General features: G+C 65.2%; 13 protein-coding genes. 7 read left to right on the forward strand and 6 right to left on the reverse strand.

Translation table 11 applies throughout. The features are described 5' to 3' along the window. Positions 1-193 precede the first annotated feature (193 nt). Both AB3X96_RS35725 and nadE read left to right on the forward strand, forming a co-directional pair. A complete protein-coding gene (locus tag AB3X96_RS35725; protein WP_368593412.1) occupies positions 194-706 on the forward strand; it encodes a CinA family protein in 513 nt (170 codons plus the stop codon). A 14-nt stretch (positions 707-720) separates the two neighbouring features. Next, positions 721-1581, forward strand: a complete 861-nt coding sequence (nadE, locus tag AB3X96_RS35730; protein WP_368593413.1) for an ammonia-dependent NAD(+) synthetase — start codon at positions 721-723, stop codon at positions 1579-1581. 14 nt (positions 1582-1595) lie between these two features. Here nadE and AB3X96_RS35735 read toward each other — a convergent pair whose 3' ends face one another. From AB3X96_RS35735 to AB3X96_RS35745, 3 genes are all read right to left on the reverse strand, one after another. Continuing rightward, entirely contained in the window at positions 1596-1862 is a 267-nt protein-coding gene (locus AB3X96_RS35735; RefSeq protein WP_176123634.1) for a DUF2934 domain-containing protein, read from the reverse strand. A 246-nt stretch (positions 1863-2108) separates the two neighbouring features. After that, positions 2109-2381 (reverse strand): DUF6723 family protein, encoded by a 273-nt coding sequence (locus AB3X96_RS35740; protein WP_368593414.1) that lies wholly within the window; start codon positions 2379-2381, stop codon positions 2109-2111. Between the two features lie 135 nt (positions 2382-2516). After that, positions 2517-3080 (reverse strand): hemerythrin domain-containing protein, encoded by a 564-nt coding sequence (locus AB3X96_RS35745; protein ID WP_368593415.1) that lies wholly within the window; start codon positions 3078-3080, stop codon positions 2517-2519. A gap of 142 nt (positions 3081-3222) precedes the next feature. On the opposite strand from AB3X96_RS35745, the gene AB3X96_RS35750 reads away from it, so the two are divergent. Further along, positions 3223-4302, forward strand: coding sequence for a glycosyltransferase family 4 protein (locus tag AB3X96_RS35750; RefSeq protein WP_368593416.1), 1080 nt, complete (start codon positions 3223-3225; stop codon positions 4300-4302). Positions 4303-4309: 7 nt separating this feature from the next. Here the strand turns inward: AB3X96_RS35750 and AB3X96_RS35755 are convergent, their stop codons facing one another. Next, positions 4310-7432: a CheR family methyltransferase gene (locus AB3X96_RS35755; protein WP_368593417.1), complete on the reverse strand. Its 3123-nt coding sequence runs from the start codon at positions 7430-7432 to the stop codon at positions 4310-4312. Positions 7433-7699: 267 nt separating this feature from the next. Between AB3X96_RS35755 and AB3X96_RS35760 the strand changes: the two genes are divergently transcribed. Continuing rightward, on the forward strand, positions 7700-8689 hold the full coding sequence (locus tag AB3X96_RS35760; RefSeq protein ID WP_368593418.1) for a chemotaxis protein CheB: 990 nt from the start codon (positions 7700-7702) through the stop codon (positions 8687-8689). A gap of 106 nt (positions 8690-8795) precedes the next feature. Further along, positions 8796-12878 carry a CheR family methyltransferase gene (locus tag AB3X96_RS35765; RefSeq protein WP_368593419.1) on the forward strand — a complete coding sequence of 1361 codons (4083 nt, stop codon included), beginning with the start codon at positions 8796-8798 and terminating at the stop codon, positions 12876-12878. Between the two features lie 28 nt (positions 12879-12906). Here the strand turns inward: AB3X96_RS35765 and AB3X96_RS35770 are convergent, their stop codons facing one another. Together AB3X96_RS35770 and AB3X96_RS35775 are read right to left on the reverse strand one after the other, a co-directional pair. Then, positions 12907-14193, reverse strand: coding sequence for a phosphatidylserine decarboxylase family protein (locus AB3X96_RS35770; protein ID WP_368593420.1), 1287 nt, complete (start codon positions 14191-14193; stop codon positions 12907-12909). A 28-nt stretch (positions 14194-14221) separates the two neighbouring features. Then, on the reverse strand, positions 14222-15253 hold the full coding sequence (locus AB3X96_RS35775) for a flavodoxin family protein (protein ID WP_368593421.1): 1032 nt from the start codon (positions 15251-15253) through the stop codon (positions 14222-14224). A 176-nt stretch (positions 15254-15429) separates the two neighbouring features. Between AB3X96_RS35775 and AB3X96_RS35780 the strand changes: the two genes are divergently transcribed. Together AB3X96_RS35780 and AB3X96_RS35785 are read left to right on the forward strand one after the other, a co-directional pair. Further along, complete coding sequence (locus AB3X96_RS35780) at positions 15430-16137, forward strand: PIG-L deacetylase family protein (protein ID WP_368593422.1); 708 nt, start codon at positions 15430-15432, stop codon at positions 16135-16137. Positions 16138-16195: 58 nt separating this feature from the next. Beyond that, positions 16196-17128: a glycosyltransferase family 2 protein gene (locus AB3X96_RS35785; protein ID WP_368593423.1), complete on the forward strand. Its 933-nt coding sequence runs from the start codon at positions 16196-16198 to the stop codon at positions 17126-17128. The last annotated feature ends 9 nt before the right edge of the window (positions 17129-17137 follow it).

Here is a 17137-nt window from a genome sequence, read left to right on the forward strand (position 1 = left end):
CGCTGCGCGCGCCACGCATCGCGACGGGGCCGCGCGCGAGTTCGCTGCTCTTCCACGCTTCAGCAATGAGCATACCGCCGGCTTGAACCGATGGCGATGCGCGAAACGTGAAGCGCGCGCGGACCGATCCTTGCTGAGCTTTTGCACGAACAAAACGCCGGTCCGAATCCGTCGCACAACAAGGGCGAAAATCATGAACGTTCCCATCCAGGTCGTGTCCTTCCTCAGCTCGCGAGGTCTGACGCTCGCGACCGCCGAATCCTGCACCGGCGGCCAGATCGCGTCGTATCTGGCTAGCGTGCCGGGTAGCGGCGCGTGTCTCGATGTCGGCTTCGTCAGCTACTCGCCATCGGGCAAAGCAGGCTTTCTCGGTGTGCGGGAAAGCACGATGAAGCAATACGGGCTCACCAGCGAAGCGGTCGCGCGCGAAATGGCCGAGGGTGCGCTGCGTCAGGAAGGCTGCTGCGCTGACATCGCGGTATCGAACACGGGGCTTGCCGATGGCGGCTCCGCTGACGGCCCGCCACCGGGCACGCAATGCTTCGCATGGTCGTTCCGACGGCCCGGCAATCAGTTCGTCACGTTCGCCGAGACGCGGCGCTTTTCGGGCGACCGCAACGACGTGCGTTCGGCCGCCGCGCTGTATGCATTGTCGCGCGTCGAGCATTACTTCGATCAACTTCCGCGCATCGAGCGGGACCACTGAAGAGAGGCCGAACGATGAATCTGCATCCTTCCTTCGACACCGACGCGTGGCAGCAGGCAGTGATCGACGAACTCGGCGTCGAGCGCGATTTCGACGTGGCCCGCGAGCACGAGCGGCGTGTCGCGTTCCTCAGCGACTACCTGGCGTCGCAAGGCTTGCACACCTATGTGCTTGGCATCAGCGGCGGCGTCGATTCGTCGACTGCCGGACGCCTCGCGCAGCTTGCCGTCGAACGTCTGCGTGCCACCGGCTATGAAGCGCACTTCGTCGCGGTGCGTCTACCGTACGGCAGCCAACGCGACGAAGAAGACGCAGCGGCCGCCCTCGCGTTCATCTGCCCCGACGAAACGCTGACGGTCAACATCAAGGAGCCCGCCGACGCGATGCTGTCTTCGCTCAAGCGAGGCAACGTGCAGTACGTCGACGACTTTCACGAAGACTTCGTGCTCGGCAACATCAAGGCGCGGCAACGCATGATCGCGCAATACGCGATTGCGGGCGCGCGGGTCGGCGTGGTGATCGGCACCGACCATGCGGCCGAATCGCTGATGGGCTTCTTCACGAAGTTCGGCGACGGCGGCGCCGATATCCTGCCGCTGGCGGGTCTGACGAAGCGCCGCGTGCGCGCACTCGCGCATGCGCTCGGGGCATCGGAGCGGCTCGTCGACAAGGTGCCGACGGCGGACCTCGAATCGCTGACGCCGCAGAAGCCGGACGAAGACAGCTACGGCATCGGCTACCAGGACATCGACGACTTCCTCGAAGGCAAGCCGGTCAGCGACGAAGTATTGACGACGATTCGCCGCTTTTACATGGCGACGCGCCACAAACGCGCGCTGCCGGTGGCGCCGACGCGATCGTCGGCGTCGGTGTAGAGCGCGGCGCCCGCTTATCCGGCGCGCGGGCGTTTGGCGCGCTTCGGCGCTTCGATGTCCTCGCCCGGCGTTTCCTGCAGTTGCTGTTCGGGCGCGATGCGCGAGCCGCGGTCGCGATCGGCGGACTGATCGGTCGGCTCCTGCGGCGCGGCAGCGCCTTCCGCCTCGATCTGCCGGCGCGCTTCCTCCCAATGGTCGTCGGCTCTCCCTTCCGGCGACGGATCGTTTTCCCAGATCTGGTACGCCCGCGTGCGGATGCGGGCTTCGAGTTCCTTGTCCATATGTGTTTCTCCGTGAACGTGAGCGATGCCGCGGCACGGCGCCGCGCGCGCCGGGTCCGGATGACGGCGAGCGAAAGGCGAGCAAGGGTTGTTCCGCGCGGCGCGCGTTGGGTCGATGGCACCACGTCAGCAAGAGAGCGGCTGCCACACAACCCCACCGTGTGCCGGTCGTGAACCGGGACAAGCGTTTGATGGGGATGCCGTCGTCACCGCGGCGGGTCGCTGCGCGCTACCCAGGCCGCGCGCTTACGCCTCGGGACAGGCAAGGTCGGCCGCGACGATCCGCGCGCCGTACTCCTCGGCGGCGAGCCGCGCTTCATCGATGCTGTTGAACGGACCGACTTCGGGCGCGCCATCGAACGGGAACAGACGGCGGCCATCCACTTTACGGCTCACCAGCAGATCGGCATAGAATCGTCCATCGGCGCTGCGTCGTGCAGTGACGTAAATCGAAAAGTCGTCGCGCGAGGCGATCGCTGCCGCCGGATACTGCGTGAGTTTCAGCTTTCTCCTTGACATGGCTCTCCCTGCCTGCATCAGGCGATCCTGTTATGCCCTCCTGAAATCGATGTTAATGGACATGCAAACGGGTGCGTTCGTCCGTAAGCGTCGACTTATGAACGGGACTGTCGCAGCGACGCTCTAAGGTTCCAATCAGGTCCTGTCGCCAACCGCACGGCTGCCCGCCTGATCCAGCCGCGCTTGCAGCGTTTCCTTGCGCGCCGCGATCTTTTTACCGAGGCCCGCGAGATCGCAGCCGGTGCGCCGCAAGGCCTGAAAGAGCTCGCCTTCCTCTTCCTCGACGTGATGCCGCACCAGTTCGGCCATGACCTTGAACGTCGCGTCGAAGCCTTTGTCGCCCGGCTTCAGCGTCGTGAACTTCGCGATTAGCGTCTTCACCAGAAAATGCTCGACGTAGGCTTCATCGACATCGAGCTTGCCGTCGTCGGCTAGTGCTTGCTGCGCGGCCGGATACAACAGCTCTTCCTCGATGATCGTATGCATCGTCAGCTCTTCGCACGCACGCTGCGCCAGCGCGGCTTTGGCTTCGAGCGTGTCGCGCTCGTCACCGCGCGACTTGCCGAACGCATCGAACAGCTTTTCGACGGCGCGGTGATCGGCTTCGAGCAGCGCGAGCGCGTCGGGTGCGCTGGCGGTTTCGCGTGCAGCGGTGGGCTTTGTGTCGTCAGAAGCGGATTGCGTTGCGCGGTCGTTCATGGCAGCTCCTTTGATCAGTCAAGTGCCCGCATCGAGCAAACGCCGTACCGCGTCACCGGTCGCGTGGCGGTACGTCGATTGCTGCTGGTGGTCCGGCGCGGCGTGTTGGGCGCCAACCTCCCTCCTCTCTTTTCAACGCCCGATGAGAATCGCCCAGATCGCTCCGCTTTACGAAAGCGTGCCGCCCTTCGCATACGGCGCGACCGAACGCGTCGTGTCGTATCTGACTGAAGAACTGGTCGCCCGCGGCCACGACGTGACGCTCTATGCGAGCGCCGATTCGACGACCGCCGCGCGGCTCGTGCCGATCTGCCCGCGCGGTCTTTGGCGCGACACGAACGTGTGGGACACGCAAACGCATCACGTCCGGCAATTCGCGCGCGTGATTCGCGACGCGGATCAATTCGACGTCGTTCATTTTCACGGCGAGCCGTTGCATTTCGCGTGGGCCGAGCGCTTGCCGTGCCGTACGCTGACGACGCTGCACGGCCGTCTGCTGCTGCACGATCATGGCCCGCTGTTTCGCGAATTCGCCCGCGTGCCGGTGGTGTCGATCTCCGCGAGTCAGCGCCGGCCGGTGCCGTGGGCGAACTGGCAGGGCACGGTCCATCACGGCCTGCCGCTCGACGAATTCTCGTTTCAGCCGATAGCCGGTTCCTACCTGCTTTTCCTCGGCCGCATGATGCCGGAGAAACGTCCCGATCTCGCGATCGAAATCGCCCGGCGCAGCGGCTTGCCGTTGAAGATCGCCGCGAAGATCCATCCCGGCGAGCGCGACTATTTCCGCGAGCGCATCGATCCGCTGTTGCGGCGCTCGACCACGTTCACCGAATACCACGGCGAAGTCGGCGGCCTCGCGCGCCGGCGGTTGATCGAGAACGCATGCGCGTTGCTGCTGCCGATCGAATGGGACGAGCCGTTCGGCATGGTGATGATCGAGGCGATGGCATGCGGTACGCCGGTGATCGCGTTTCGCCGCGGCGCGGTGCCGGAGTTGATCGAAGACGGCGTGAGCGGCCTGATCGTCGACAACGTGGACGCGGCCGTGCAAGCCGTTGCGCGCATCGACGGCATCGGGCGCGACGCGTGCCGCCACGCATTCGAGCGCCGCTTCACGGCCGCGCGCATGACCGACGACTACCTGACGATCTACGACGCACTGCTCGCACGCGACACACGAGACCATCCGCGCGCGACGGGCAGTCAGCCGGCGCCGGTGTAATCGCCGTTCAGTTGCGATCGGGCGCCTTGGTACGATCGTCATGATCGTCGGACTCCGTCGCATAGCGACGCGATTGACCGAGTTGCCGGCGCAACTCGTTCACCTCGTTCTTCAGATCGATCATGCGCAGTTCGCGGCCGATCGCCGCCTTGTTGAACCGCTCGAGTTCCTCGTTGCGCGCGCGCAGGTCTTCCTCGGCCCGCGCACGTCCGACCGCGGCCCACGTGCGCTCGGCCATCAGTTCGAGAAACATCAGTTCGTCGGGTGCCCACGCGTGCGCGGTGTCGAAGTGCATCGTCAGCGCGCCGAGCACGCGGCCCGACTGCACGAACGGCATGTTGGCCCACGCGCCGATGCCGAGTGCGTGGCACGCGCGCCGCTCGGCCGCGCTAGCGGCGGGATCGGCCATCACGTCGTTGCTCCAGCCGCTGCGGCCGGTGAACAGCGCGGCGGTGAGCGCAGGCCCGGCGTCGTTGATCGCGCAGCGGCGGCCCAGCATATCGGCCGTGCCCGCGAGCGCGTCGGTCGCGACGATTTCCAGTTCGTCGGGGCCACGCGCTTCCGAGTAGTTGACGCGCGCGGCGCCGAACTGCTGACGCAGCATCCGGATCGCCGTCGATCGGGTATTGCGGTATCCGGACAGCCCGCGCAGCGCGTTGGCGAAGCGCACCATGAAATCGTGCATCGCGCTTTCGCGCAGCACTCTTTCCGCGTGCTTCAGGTCCGAGATGTCGGTGACCGTGACGGCCACGCCGCTCGTGCCGGTCTGCGACAGAAACGGGCGAATGCGCCGCAGGAACCATCCCCCTCTGTCGTTTCGCACCTCGGCTTCGCGCGGTGTCCCGCTCTGCATCACCGCGAGCACGTCGCGCAGGAAATTCACGTCGTCGACCTTCGGCGAAATATCGGCGATGCCGCGTCCGACGTCGCCCGTTTTCAGCGGAAATATCTCGCCGATCGAAGGCGTGAACCAGCGCACGCGCAGCGCCTGATCGAGAAACATCGCCATCACCGCACCGGCGCTCAGTACGCCGCTCTGCATCTCCAGCTCCGCAATCTTGCCGGTGAGCCGCGCATTGGCCTGGTTCAGGTCGTCGTTGACGAGATTGAGTTGCTCGTTCGCGGCTTTCAGTTCCTCGTTTAGCACCTGCAACTCTTCGCGCGACGCCTCCAGTTCCTCGCGCGAGACGCGGATCGCTTCGCTCCACTCGCTCGAAGCTGCGACGTCCGCAGCTTGGCTCGGCAGCGCAACGGGTTCGGTGGCGCCGGGCCGAATCTCGCGCGCGCGGGAAATGAACGATGCGAGCAGCCGCGGCGCGGCGCCGTTTTGCGCGCTTCGAATCGGTGTGAGCCGGATCTGGAACGCGTGCGTGACGTTCCCTTCTTCACGCAGGCCGTTGACGATCGTCGGCTGACCGTCTTCGAGCGCTATCTTCGCGGCCGCCTTCAGGCTCGACGCCAGTTCGCGCTGCGTCAGTTCGAGCAGGTTGTCGGTGGGTTGGCCGGCCGGGACGCGCAGGTATTTTTCCGTGTCGCCATACACACGCAGCACGCGAAACTCGTCGTCGATCAGCACCGACGGGAAATCCCGCTGCGCAAGTGCGCTCGAATGACCGATGAAAGGCACGGCGCTCGCGCGCAAGCTTGTCGCGACACGCAACGGGAAGCGGACCTCGACGTCGCTCGCGGGGCCGGTCTTGCGGTAAATATGCCAACGGCTCGACACGACGTTGAAACCGCCTTGCCGCGACAACAGCGGTTCGCCCTTGCCGAGGAACAGATAGCCGCCCACCTTCAGCGAGTTGTGCAGCAGGAATACGACGCGCTTGACCGCTTCGGGGTCGAGATAAATCAGCAGGTTGCGACAAGTGACCAGATCCAGGTTCCTGAACGGCGGATCGAGCAGCAGGTCCTGCGGCGCGAACACCATCTTTTCGCGCAGGTGGCGTTTGACGCGCCAGTTGCCGTCGGTGGAATAGAAGAACTTCTGCTGGCGTCCCGAAGAGACGTTCTTCAGCGCGTCGCTCGAAAACGCGCCGCGGCTCGCGCGCGCGACGATCTCCGGCGACGCATCGGTCGCGAACACCTGGAAATCGATGGGACGGCCAGTCTTTTCCGCATGCTCGTGCAGAAGCATCGCGACCGAATACGCTTCTTCGCCGGTCGCGCAAGCCGGTGTCCAGGCCCGTACGACATCGCTCGCGCGGCGCTCGCTCAGCATCGGCTCTATGACCTCGTGCCGCAGCACGTCCCAGGCGGGCGCGTCGCGGAAGAACTCGGTCACGTGAATCGGAATGCCGCGAATCAGCGCTTCGAGCTCAGCCGGGTCGTCGCGCAACAGCGACTCGTAGTCGCCGAACGATTCGGTACGCCGCAAATCCATGCGCTGCTGGATGCGCCACAGCAGCGGGGTCGCTTTGTAACCACCCAGATCGAAGCCCGCCTGTTTGCGGATCAGCCCGACGATCTCGTCGAGCGTTCGCGTAATCTCGCCGGTCCACGCGACTTCGTTGGCCGGCCGCACATAGGCGGGTGACGCACAGCGCAGCAGCTGTTTCGCGATCTCGCCGACCGGGAGGATGTAGTCGGCGGCGCCGCGCGAAATCACCGCTCTCGGCATGCTGTCGTTCATCGTGGTGACCGGGTCCTGTACGAGCACCACGCCGCCGGCCCGCTTCACGCAGATCGCGCCGGCCGCGCCATCGGTGCCTGTGCCGCACAGGATCGCTGCGAGCGCGTGCGAGCCGCGATCTTGCGCGAGACTTTCGAGGAATGCGTCGATGGTGTCGATGCCGGGACGGCGGCTGCCGCCGTCGACCGGCCGCGTGCGAAAGAGCCCGCCTTCGAGGGTCAGCACGTCGTCGGAACCCGCGACGTAGACGTGATTCGGCTCGGGACGCTCGCCGTTGTTCGCGGCACGGACCGGCAGCAACGTCCACTTGCTGACCAGATTCACGAGCTCGTTCGATCCACCCGGCAGCTGGTGTTGCACGACGACGAGCGCAAGCGCAGGTTCGGCGGGCAAGGCCTGAAGCAGGCAATGCATCGCTTCGATGCCGCCGGCGGATGCGCCAATGCCGACGACGCGGCAGCTTTCCGCTGGCGCGGAAGCTTGAATCGGAGTCGCCATGAGTGTGAGCTTGCGCAGGAACGTCATATCGTGCCGGCCATGTCCGGCACGCCTGTCCTTACACATTCATCATATGCCTGTGCGTGGCGCGCGGCGCTTTCGGCCAGCTTGGCCGTCTTGTGGTGCAGGCTGAAAACCGGTGCCGGCGCAAGGACGCTTTCACCGACGACGGCGCAATAAAAATGCCCGGACGGCATATCGCTTGCTCATTACTGACTGACACGAAAGGCCCGCTTTCCCGTCCTGCTTCCACGTCCCGGAGTCCACTTGACCCACCGTGATTTCATCGTAATCGGTACGTCCTCGGGAGGTGTCGACGCGCTGCGCGCGCTTGCCTCGCAGCTTCCCGTCGATATGCCCGCCAGCATCGCCGTCGTGCTGCACATCGGCGCGCACGGCAGCATGCTCCCCACGCTTCTGAACCAGGCCGGCCCGCTGCCCGCCAAGCACGCGCAGGATGGCGAACATTACGCGCCCGGCAGAATTTACGTGGCGCCGCCCGATCGGCACCTCGTGGTAGACGATGGGCAGTTGCGGCTCCTGCATGGCGCGAAGGAAAATTTCGCGCGCCCCGCGATCGACCCGCTGTTTCGCAGCGCGGCCGCGCAGATGGGACCGCGCGCGATCGGCGTGATCCTGACCGGCCTGCTCGACGATGGCGCCGCGGGCCTCGAAGCGATCCAGGCGTGCGGCGGCACGACGGTTGTGCAGGACCCCGACGACGCGTTCGCGAGCGAGATGCCACGGCATGCAACACCCTTCGCCGATCACGTGCTGCCGCTCCAGCAACTGGGCCCATGTCTGGTAAAACTGACCGGCGGCATTTCCAACCCGCCGGTAAATATCGGGCCGGCGCAGCGCGAGGCCTCCGACCGCGTCGTCCTCGAACAGCGCGCGTGGCTGTCCGGCGCCGCGCCGTTCGACGCCATCCGGGGACTGGCCACGCCGTCGACTTTCACATGCCCCGAATGCAACGGCACACTGTGGCGCATCATCGGTTCGCGCGTGATGCGTTACCGCTGCCATACCGGCCATGCGTATTCGGCCGCGTCGCTCGACGACGGCCGCATGATCGATGCGGAGATGTCTCTGCGCAATGCGCTGCGGGCGCTGCGCGAGCGCGAAATGTTCAGCCGCGAGCTCGGCGAACACTTCGCGGCGATAGGGGACACCGCCGCGCAACGACGCGAGGAGGACAATGCCCGGCGCGCGGGCCACGCGGCCGAACTCTTGCAGTCCATGCTGCTGGAAAAATGAGTGCAATGCGGGATAATAACGATCCGGGCCGAGCAAGAAATGGGCTCGCCGCCCTATAAAAATCCACCGCTGAACACTATCCTTTTCCAAGAAGGGACACGCAGCCATGTCAAAGAAGCGAGGGCAAACTCTGCCTAGCCAGGCACTCTATCCGATCGTCGGTATCGGCGCATCGGCAGGAGGGCTTAATGCGCTGACGGAATTCTTCGAGGCGCTGCCCGCGCACACGTCGATGGCCTTCGTCGTGGTCGTGCACCTGTCGCCGGACCACGAAAGCAATCTGGCCTCGCTGCTGCAAAAGGTCACCAGCATGCCGGTGCAGCAGGTCACGGGCCCCACCCAAATCGAATCGGACCACGTTTATCTGGTCGCGCCCTCGTTCGAGATGATCATGGTCGACGGCTACCTGCGCGTCACGCAGAAGCAGTCCGAAGAGGGACGCCGCGCGAGCATCGATCTGTTCTTCCGCACGCTCGCCGAGGCGCACCGCGAACGCGCGATCGGCATCGTGATGTCGGGTGCGGGCTCGGACGGCTCGGTCGGCCTGTCGCGCATCAAGGAAATGGGCGGCATCACGCTCGTGCAGGACCCTTCCGAAGCGGAATACGACAGCATGCCGCGCAGCGCGATCGCGACCGGCATGGCCGACTTCGTGATGACCGCGGCCGAGATGCCGCAGCGGCTGCTCGATCTGTGGTCCACCGCGCGGGAAATCCATCTGCCGGCCGTGCAGCCGGACGAGCCCGAGGAAGACACGGTCAACGAGTCGGCCGAGCGCGCGCTGCGCGAGATCATGGTGATCCTGCGCACCCGCACCGCGCACGACTTCCGGCATTACAAACGGGCTACGGTTCTGCGCCGCATCGAACGCCGGCTGCAGGTCAACGGCATTACGGATCTGCAGGCGTATCGCGATTATCTGCATCTGCACCCTGAAGAAACTCAGGCGCTGCTGCAGGACATGCTGATCAGCGTCACCAACTTCTTCCGCGACAAGGAAGCGTTCGACGTGCTCGAGCGCGAGGTATTGCCCCCCCTCTTCGAAAACCGTGGCGAACAGGACCGCATCCGCGTCTGGTCGGTGGGCTGCGCGACCGGCGAGGAGGCGTATTCGCTGGCGATGCTGCTGCAGGAGCGCTCGCTGAAGTCGCCCGAGGGCGTGTCGTTCCAGGTATTCGCGACCGACATCGACGAGCGCGCCATTGCGTTCGCGCGCGTGGGCCTGTACCCGGACTCGGTCTCGGCCGACCTGACGCCGGCGCGCATCCGCCAGTTCTTCACGAAAGACGCCGCCCACTACCGGATCAAGAAGGAACTGCGCGAACACATGCTGTTCGCGCACCACAACGTGCTCAGCGACCCGCCGTTCTCGCGGCTCGACATGATCTGCTGCCGCAATCTGCTGATCTATCTGGACCGCGAAGCGCAGATCGAAATTCTGAAGATGTTCCACTTCGCGCTGCGGCCCGGCGGCGTGCTGTTCCTCGGCAGTTCGGAGTCGGCCGATAGCGTGAGCTCGATGTTCACCGTGGTCGACAAGCGCAACCGCATCTATCGCGCGAACATGGCCGTGCGCGGTGATACGCCGGTGCCGATCGCGATTTCGGGCACGATGAGTTCGCGCCCCCTCGTCACCACGGTGCAGCCGCCGGGGCGCCGGCGCTTTTCGTTCGGCGATTTGCATCAACGGCTCGTCGAGCAATATGCGCCGCCCAGCGTGCTGGTGAGCCGCGAATCCGAAATCGTGCATCTGTCCGACCGCGCAGGGCGCTTTCTGCAATATTCGGGCGGCGAGCCGTCGCATAACATCGTGGCCGTCGTGCGTCCCGAACTGCGGCTCGAACTGCGCACCGCGATCTATCAGGCCTTGCACACGAACCGCAGCGTCGAAGCGCGCCGCGTGCACATCGAACGCGACGGCCGTTCGTACTTCCTCAACATGACCGCGCGGCCGGTGCACGACCCGGAAGCGAACGCGGACTTCGTGCTGGTGCTGTTCGACGAGGTCGAAGACAGCATGGCCAACGCCGAAACGGCGTCGGTCGACGTGCAGAAAGACCCGATCATCAGCCAGCTCGAACGTGAGCTGCAACGCACGAAGGAGCAATTGCAGTCCACCATCGAGCAGTCTGAGACCTCGACCGAGGAGTTGAAGGCGTCGAACGAGGAATTGCAGGCGATCAACGAGGAACTGCGCTCGGCGACCGAGGAGCTCGAAACCAGCAAGGAAGAGCTGCAATCGATCAACGAGGAGCTGACCACGGTCAACGCGGAGCTGAAGTCGAAGGTCGAGGAAACCGGCAAGATCAACGACGACCTGCACAACCTGATCGCCGCGAACGACATCGGCACGATCTTCGTCGACCGCAACATTTGCATCAAGCGCTATACGCCGCGCGCCACCGACGTCTTCAGCATCATTCCGTCGGATATCGGGCGCTCGCTGCTCGACATCACCCACCGCCTCGAATACGACAAGCTCGCCGACGACGCGGCCGAAGCATTCGACTCGCTGCGCCTGATCGAACGCGAGCTGAAGAGCAACGACGGGCGCTGGTATCTCGCGCGCTTCGTGCCCTACCGCACCACCGAAGACCGCATCGACGGCGCGGTGCTGTCGTTTATCGACATCACCGGCCGGCGTCAGGCGGAAGACCGCCTGCGCGAAGGCGAGCGGCGCATGCGCATCGTCGCCGAGGGCACCAAGGACTACGCGATCATCACGTTCGACGAAAACGGCGTGATCAATAGCTGGAACGCGGGCGCGGAACGGATTTTCGGCTATTCGGAAGCCGAAATGATCGGCCAGTCCGCCGACATCCTGTACACCGACGAAGACCGCGCCGGCAACGTCGCGCAACGCGAGTTCGCCGAAGCGCGTCTGAACGGCCGCGCCGAAGAGGAGCGCTGGCATCTGCGCAAGGACGGCACGCGCTTTTTCGCGAGCGGTGTGCTGTCCCGTCTCGACGAGCCGGGCATCAGTGGTTTTGCGAAGATCACGCGCGATCTCGGCGAGTTCGCGAGCGACCCGACCTCGGGACGCGGCACCCACGTCGAAACGCTGCGCGCCGCGAGCGAGCGCGAAGCGCAGCGGCGCCGCGATGAATTTCTCGCAGTCGTGTCGCACGAGCTCAAGCATCCGCTCAACCTGATTTCAGCGAGCGCCGAACTGATCGCGCGCGCGCCGGAAACGCGCCAGAACCTGAACGTGTCGCGCGCGACCGATACGATCCGGCGCACCGTAATCGGCCAGGCGCAAATCATCGACGACCTGCTCGACATTTCGCGCGTGCGCACCGGCAAGCTGTCCGTCGTGCGCACCGTGGTCGACATGCGCGAGATCGTGCAGCGCGTGTGCAGCGCGGTGCAGGACGATGCCGCGCAGCGCGGCATCACGCTGAGCGTCGAGGTGACCGATGCGCCCGTGATCATTCATGCTGATCTGACGCGTATCGAGCAGATCGTGTGGAATCTGATCAGTAATGCGCTGAAGTTCACGCAGCGCGGGTCGATCCAGGTGTCGTTGCAGGTCAATGACCACGCCGAGGCCGTGTTGCGCGTCAGCGATACCGGCATCGGCATCGAGGCCTCGCTGCTGCCGCATATCTTCGAGATGTTCCAGCAGAGCCGCGATCCGGGCTCGCGCCGCGGGGGCCTCGGCATCGGCCTCGCGCTGGTGCGCGATCTGGTCAACCTGCACGGCGGCGCGGTGCGCGCGGAGTCGGACGGCGTCGGCCGCGGTGCAACGTTCACGGTGACGCTGCCTACCCACCGGCTCGCCACCCGCACGAGCGCGGGGATCGAAGTCACCGGCGAGCCGCTGAAAGGCACGCGCATCCTGATGGTCGACGACGACGCCGCGACCGTCGAAACCTTCAAGCTGCTGCTGGAAAGCGAGGGCGCCGAAGTGCGCACCGCGACGAGCGGTGAGGAAGCGCTGACGATCATTAACGGCAACGCGCCCGATATCATCCTGTCCGACATCGGCATGCCGGGCATGGACGGTATGGAGTTCATCGGCAAGCTGCGCGGCATGCCGGCGATGAAGTCCGTGATCTGTATCGCGGTCACCGGCTTTGGGCAGCAGGCGGACGTCAGCGCAGCCGAAGATGCGGGCTTCGACGCGCACCTGAAAAAACCGGTGGTTCTCGAAGACTTGCTGAGCATTTTCGCGCGGCTGCGCAGTTGAATCCGCCGCCCGGCTGCGCGCAGCGCGTCTAGCCGTTGCTTTGCGACGGCGATGCGTTGCGCGACCCGGCCCTTGCAACGGCCGCGTTGACCTTGATCGGCGGCTGCTTGTCGCCGAACGGCGGCTCGACGACGAAGCGCTCTATCACGCCCGGCTCGAACACCAGGCAGCAAGTCGATCCGCCGTACTGGAAAAACCCCAACTCATCGCCCTTTCGGACGCGCTGACCCGGCAACGCCTCGATGATGCACGACGACACGTCCGCCATGCCGACGAACACGCACGCCACCTGTCCCACCGCCGCATCGTCGCATTCGATCACGATCACCGCGCGCGCCGCGAGCGCCGTGATGTAGCCCTGCGAATCGTTGAGCCCGCTCGGGTCCTCGCCTTCGGTATCGGCGGTCGAATAGTAACTGCCGTCCGCCGCGTACGCGCGCGAGATCACGCCACTGACCGGCGCATGCCAGCGGTGATAGTTGAACGCGCTCAGAAAGGCCTGATACACCGAGCCGCCCTCGAAGCGCCGCGCCAGTTCGCGCTCGCGCGAGCTCAGCATGTCTTCGAGCGAATACGGCTGTGACTTGATCCAGAACGTGTCGCGCAGCTTCACGCCGTGCTGCACGTTGTACGGCGTCGCCTCGCACGCGCTGACGATCAGCTTGTCGTTGTCCGGCTCCTCGACCGGCCGCATGCCGGGACGGAAGCGCCGCGTGAAGAAATCGTTCCACGACGTAAAGCCCCAATACGGTTGCTCGGGATCGCAAGCGAATTGCGCGAGGCCGATCCGTTTGTCGGCCTCGGAGCTGAACCAGCCGTCGGGCGACGACGTATTTAAATGTTCGCGTGAATGCGGACCGCTCAGAAAGCCGCACCAGCAATTCAGCACGTGCTTGAGCTGCGCGTTGAGCGCCGGGTCGCGAAACAGTGCATAGCCGGACGGCATGCACATCGGCCAGTCGAGCACCGCGTTCAGCGGACAATGAATCAGATCGGATTCGCTGAACGGCGGCGCGTAGGTCATCAGGTAATCGACGAGCGTCATCAGCTCGTCGATCGTTGCATAGCCGAGCACGTAGCCTGCTTGCTGTGCCTGCATGATGGCCCGCGTCATATCCATGCGCAGCACCGGATCGCCTTCGATCAGCGCCGCTAGTTCCGCGACGGCACGCGTGCGTGGCGCCGTGCGCGCACGTTCGCGCGCTTTCGCGGCCAGCGCGGTCCGGTAGCGCGCGAGATGCGCTTCGTCGCGCGGCAGCCATCCTCCGAGCCGGCGCCGTTGCGTGCGGGGGTTCGCCACTTCGTCGTTCGTCATGCTTTTCCTTTCTTATCCGAGTTGGGAATCATTTGGGGCGCGGCGTGCCGAGGCCGTCGTCCGGTTCCTTGCGCCCGCCACGAATCTGCTCGACGCAGGTCGCGACGGCCTGGGCCACGTTAGCCACTTCCTGCTGCATGTCCTCGTCGCGATCGAGCGCCTCGTGGCTGGTCGCATAAGGCTCGTAATAGCCGATAAAGCGATCGAGCCGCGACTTCGCGCCCGCTTCGACGAAGCCCATCCAGTCGAGCCAGTCGGCGAGCGCCCTGCGCGAGTCCTCGATGCCGGCGACGTCGCCATGCACGACGACGCCATAGGCCCGGCCCGCCAGATGTTTCGGATAGTCCCAGCCGGCCAGTTCGAGACGCTTCGCTTCCTCGGCTTTCTTGCCGTGCGTCGAGGTGGGATCGGGATTGCCGCCGTCGGCGCAAACGAGGCGATCCATCATCAGCTTCAGCGGCGCGGACACCTGATACCAGTAGACCGGCGTCACGATCAGCACGCCGTGGCAGGCGGCAAAGCGCTCGTAGATGTCGTTCATCCAGTCGTTGACGAGCCCGAGCGAATGGTTCGGATAACAGCTGCAAGGCCAGTGACACAGCGGCATCGCGGTCGACACGCAGCCTTTGCACGGATGAATGTGCAGGTCGCGATCGGAGTTCAGGTGCGACAGGTCGAGGAAATCGACGTCGAAGGTCCGGCGTTCGAGCGCCTGTTGCGCGATCTTCGCGAGCCGGAAGCTCTTCGACATCTCGCCGGGGCACGTGTAGTCGTTGCGCGAGGACGCGTTGATCACGAGCACGCGCGAGCGCGTCCCCGGATCGCGCTGTCGCGCCTGCGCCGCCTTCAGGCGCTCGCTCGCGGCACGCCATTCGACCGACAGGTCATAGTCCGGGTCGGCGAATCCCGGGCCGGCCTTTTCGGTGACCGGCGCCTTGCGGCCATGCGAGTAAGCATCCCACGCGATCGCTTCGAGCCGCGCGAGCGATTCGTCTTCCGCCCGAAATGCCGGGTCGTAGAAGCGGGCCATGAAGCGCTCGCGAAATGCGTCGCGGGACATTGCTTCGGTTACCTGACCTTTGCGGACTTCGACGGTACGGACGTGATCGGGCGGTTTGGCAGGCGGGCTCATGGCTGAAGTTGTAGGCGGTAGTAGAACCGCAGGTCAGCAAGGGCTGTTCCAGCGCCGCCCCGTCGCGCGCCGCGACCGCGGAACGCAGCTTGCTAAGCGCCGGTATGGAATCGAACCAGCGCCTGCTCGTCATCTCGCCGCATCTCGACGATGCGGTCCTCAGTTGCGGACTTCTGCTCGCCGCGCATCCCGGCACGGTCGTTTGCACGGTTTTCACCGCGCCGCCCGCCGAGAACATCACGACCGATTGGGACCGCGCGGCTGGTTTCGCCGATGCGTTCGAAGCGATGCGCACGCGTCAGGCGGAAGACCGGGAGGCGCTTGGGCTGCTGTCGGCGATGCCCGTGCATTTGCTGTTCCGCGACGCGCAATACCATGCGTCGCCCGCTGCGGACGAGCTGACGACGGCGTTGAGCCAGACAGTTGCTCAAGCGAAACCCACGCGAGTCCTGATGCCGTTGGGCCTGTTCCATTCGGATCACGTCATGGTGGCCAATGCCTGTCTCGCACTGATGCGGCGTCAGCCAGCCGCGCGCTTCATCGCCTATGAGGACGTGCCCTACCGGCGCATGTCCGGCGTCGTGCAAGCGCGCCTATGCGACCTCGCGACACGCGGCTATGCCGCTGATGCGCCGCACACGTTGGACGTGCCCGGCACGACGAAACACGAGCGCCTGAAGCGCGCGGCACTCGGCGCCTATCGCAGCCAATTGCGCGCGTTCGGTCCCGACGCACAGGCGAGCCTCTTTTCGGCCGAACGCTATTGGCAGCTCGGCCGGGATGAATCGAGTCGGCATCCGCAAAACGAGTGACGCACGGCACGGGGTTTGCTTCGCCATCGCTGTCCAACCGTCGAAGCGATTGCTTAGCATGCGAACAATAGCCGCGCACCCGCGCATTTCGGTCGTCGTTCTTACGCATAACCGTGCGGGCGAATTGCTCGCCACCTTGGAACGTCTGCTCGCGTTACCTGAAAACCCGCCAATCATCGTCGCCGACAACGGCTCTACCGACAACACGGTCGCACTCGTCAAAGCGCGCTATCCGAGCGTTCGCGTCGTCGAATGCAACGGCAATCTCGGCGCGGCGGGCCGCAACCATGCGGTCGCGTGCGTCGAGACCGACTATGTAGCGTTCTGCGATGACGACACGTGGTGGGAGCCCGGCTCGCTCGAACGCGCGGTGCAATTGCTCGACGCATGGCCACGCGTCGGCGTGCTGAATGCGCGCGTGGCCGTCGGCGCGGACGAGGCGACGGACCCAACTTGTGCGTTGATGCGCGCAAGCCCGCTGGGACGTGTCGGCCTGCCCGGGCCTGCTTTGATCGGCTATATGGCGGGCGCGTGCGTGTTTCGTACCGCGCTGTTTCGCGAGGTCGGTGGCTATGAGCCGCGCCTTTTCATCGGCGGCGAGGAAACACTCGTTTCCCTCGACGTGCTCGCCTCGGGACAGGCGATCGCCTACTGCGAGCAGTTGACGCTCCAGCATCGTCCGTCGCCAGTGCGCGACAGCGCGTTGCGGCGACGCATGCTCGCGCGCAACGCCGCGTGGGTGGCATGGCTGCGCCTCCCGTTGGGCGAAGCGATGAGCGCGACGCTGCGCGCCCTCGACGTGTTCGCGCGGGAAGGCACACTGGTTCGCGACGGCATCCAATTGCTGGCTGGGCTTGCGTGGACCGTGCGAGAACGCCGTGTGGTCCCGCAGTCGATCCTCGCGATGCGCGACCGCGTGCGCGCGGCCGAGCGCAATCTCGACGCGTCCGCGACGACGTCCGTGGGCGGTAAGTTCGACGCGCCGACCTGAGACCCGAAT

Source organism: Paraburkholderia sp. BR13439 (genome assembly GCF_040948805.1).
Taxonomy (GTDB): domain Bacteria; phylum Pseudomonadota; class Gammaproteobacteria; order Burkholderiales; family Burkholderiaceae; genus Paraburkholderia; species Paraburkholderia youngii.

Excerpts from the sequence above, each read along its gene's own strand:
- AB3X96_RS35725 (WP_368593412.1), top strand. The coding sequence starts at position 194 with ATGAACGTTCCCATCCAGGTCGTGTCCTTCCTCAGCTCGCGAGGTCTG.
- nadE (WP_368593413.1), top strand. The coding sequence starts at position 721 with ATGAATCTGCATCCTTCCTTCGACACCGACGCGTGGCAGCAGGCAGTG.
- AB3X96_RS35735 (WP_176123634.1), bottom strand. The coding sequence starts at position 1,862 with ATGGACAAGGAACTCGAAGCCCGCATCCGCACGCGGGCGTACCAGATC.
- AB3X96_RS35740 (WP_368593414.1), bottom strand. The coding sequence starts at position 2,381 with ATGTCAAGGAGAAAGCTGAAACTCACGCAGTATCCGGCGGCAGCGATC.
- AB3X96_RS35745 (WP_368593415.1), bottom strand. The coding sequence starts at position 3,080 with ATGAACGACCGCGCAACGCAATCCGCTTCTGACGACACAAAGCCCACC.
- AB3X96_RS35750 (WP_368593416.1), top strand. The coding sequence starts at position 3,223 with ATGAGAATCGCCCAGATCGCTCCGCTTTACGAAAGCGTGCCGCCCTTC.
- AB3X96_RS35755 (WP_368593417.1), bottom strand. The coding sequence starts at position 7,432 with ATGGCGACTCCGATTCAAGCTTCCGCGCCAGCGGAAAGCTGCCGCGTC.
- AB3X96_RS35765 (WP_368593419.1), top strand. The coding sequence starts at position 8,796 with ATGTCAAAGAAGCGAGGGCAAACTCTGCCTAGCCAGGCACTCTATCCG.
- AB3X96_RS35770 (WP_368593420.1), bottom strand. The coding sequence starts at position 14,193 with ATGACGAACGACGAAGTGGCGAACCCCCGCACGCAACGGCGCCGGCTC.
- AB3X96_RS35775 (WP_368593421.1), bottom strand. The coding sequence starts at position 15,253 with ATGTCCCGCGACGCATTTCGCGAGCGCTTCATGGCCCGCTTCTACGAC.
- AB3X96_RS35780 (WP_368593422.1), top strand. The coding sequence starts at position 15,430 with ATGGAATCGAACCAGCGCCTGCTCGTCATCTCGCCGCATCTCGACGAT.
- AB3X96_RS35785 (WP_368593423.1), top strand. The coding sequence starts at position 16,196 with ATGCGAACAATAGCCGCGCACCCGCGCATTTCGGTCGTCGTTCTTACG.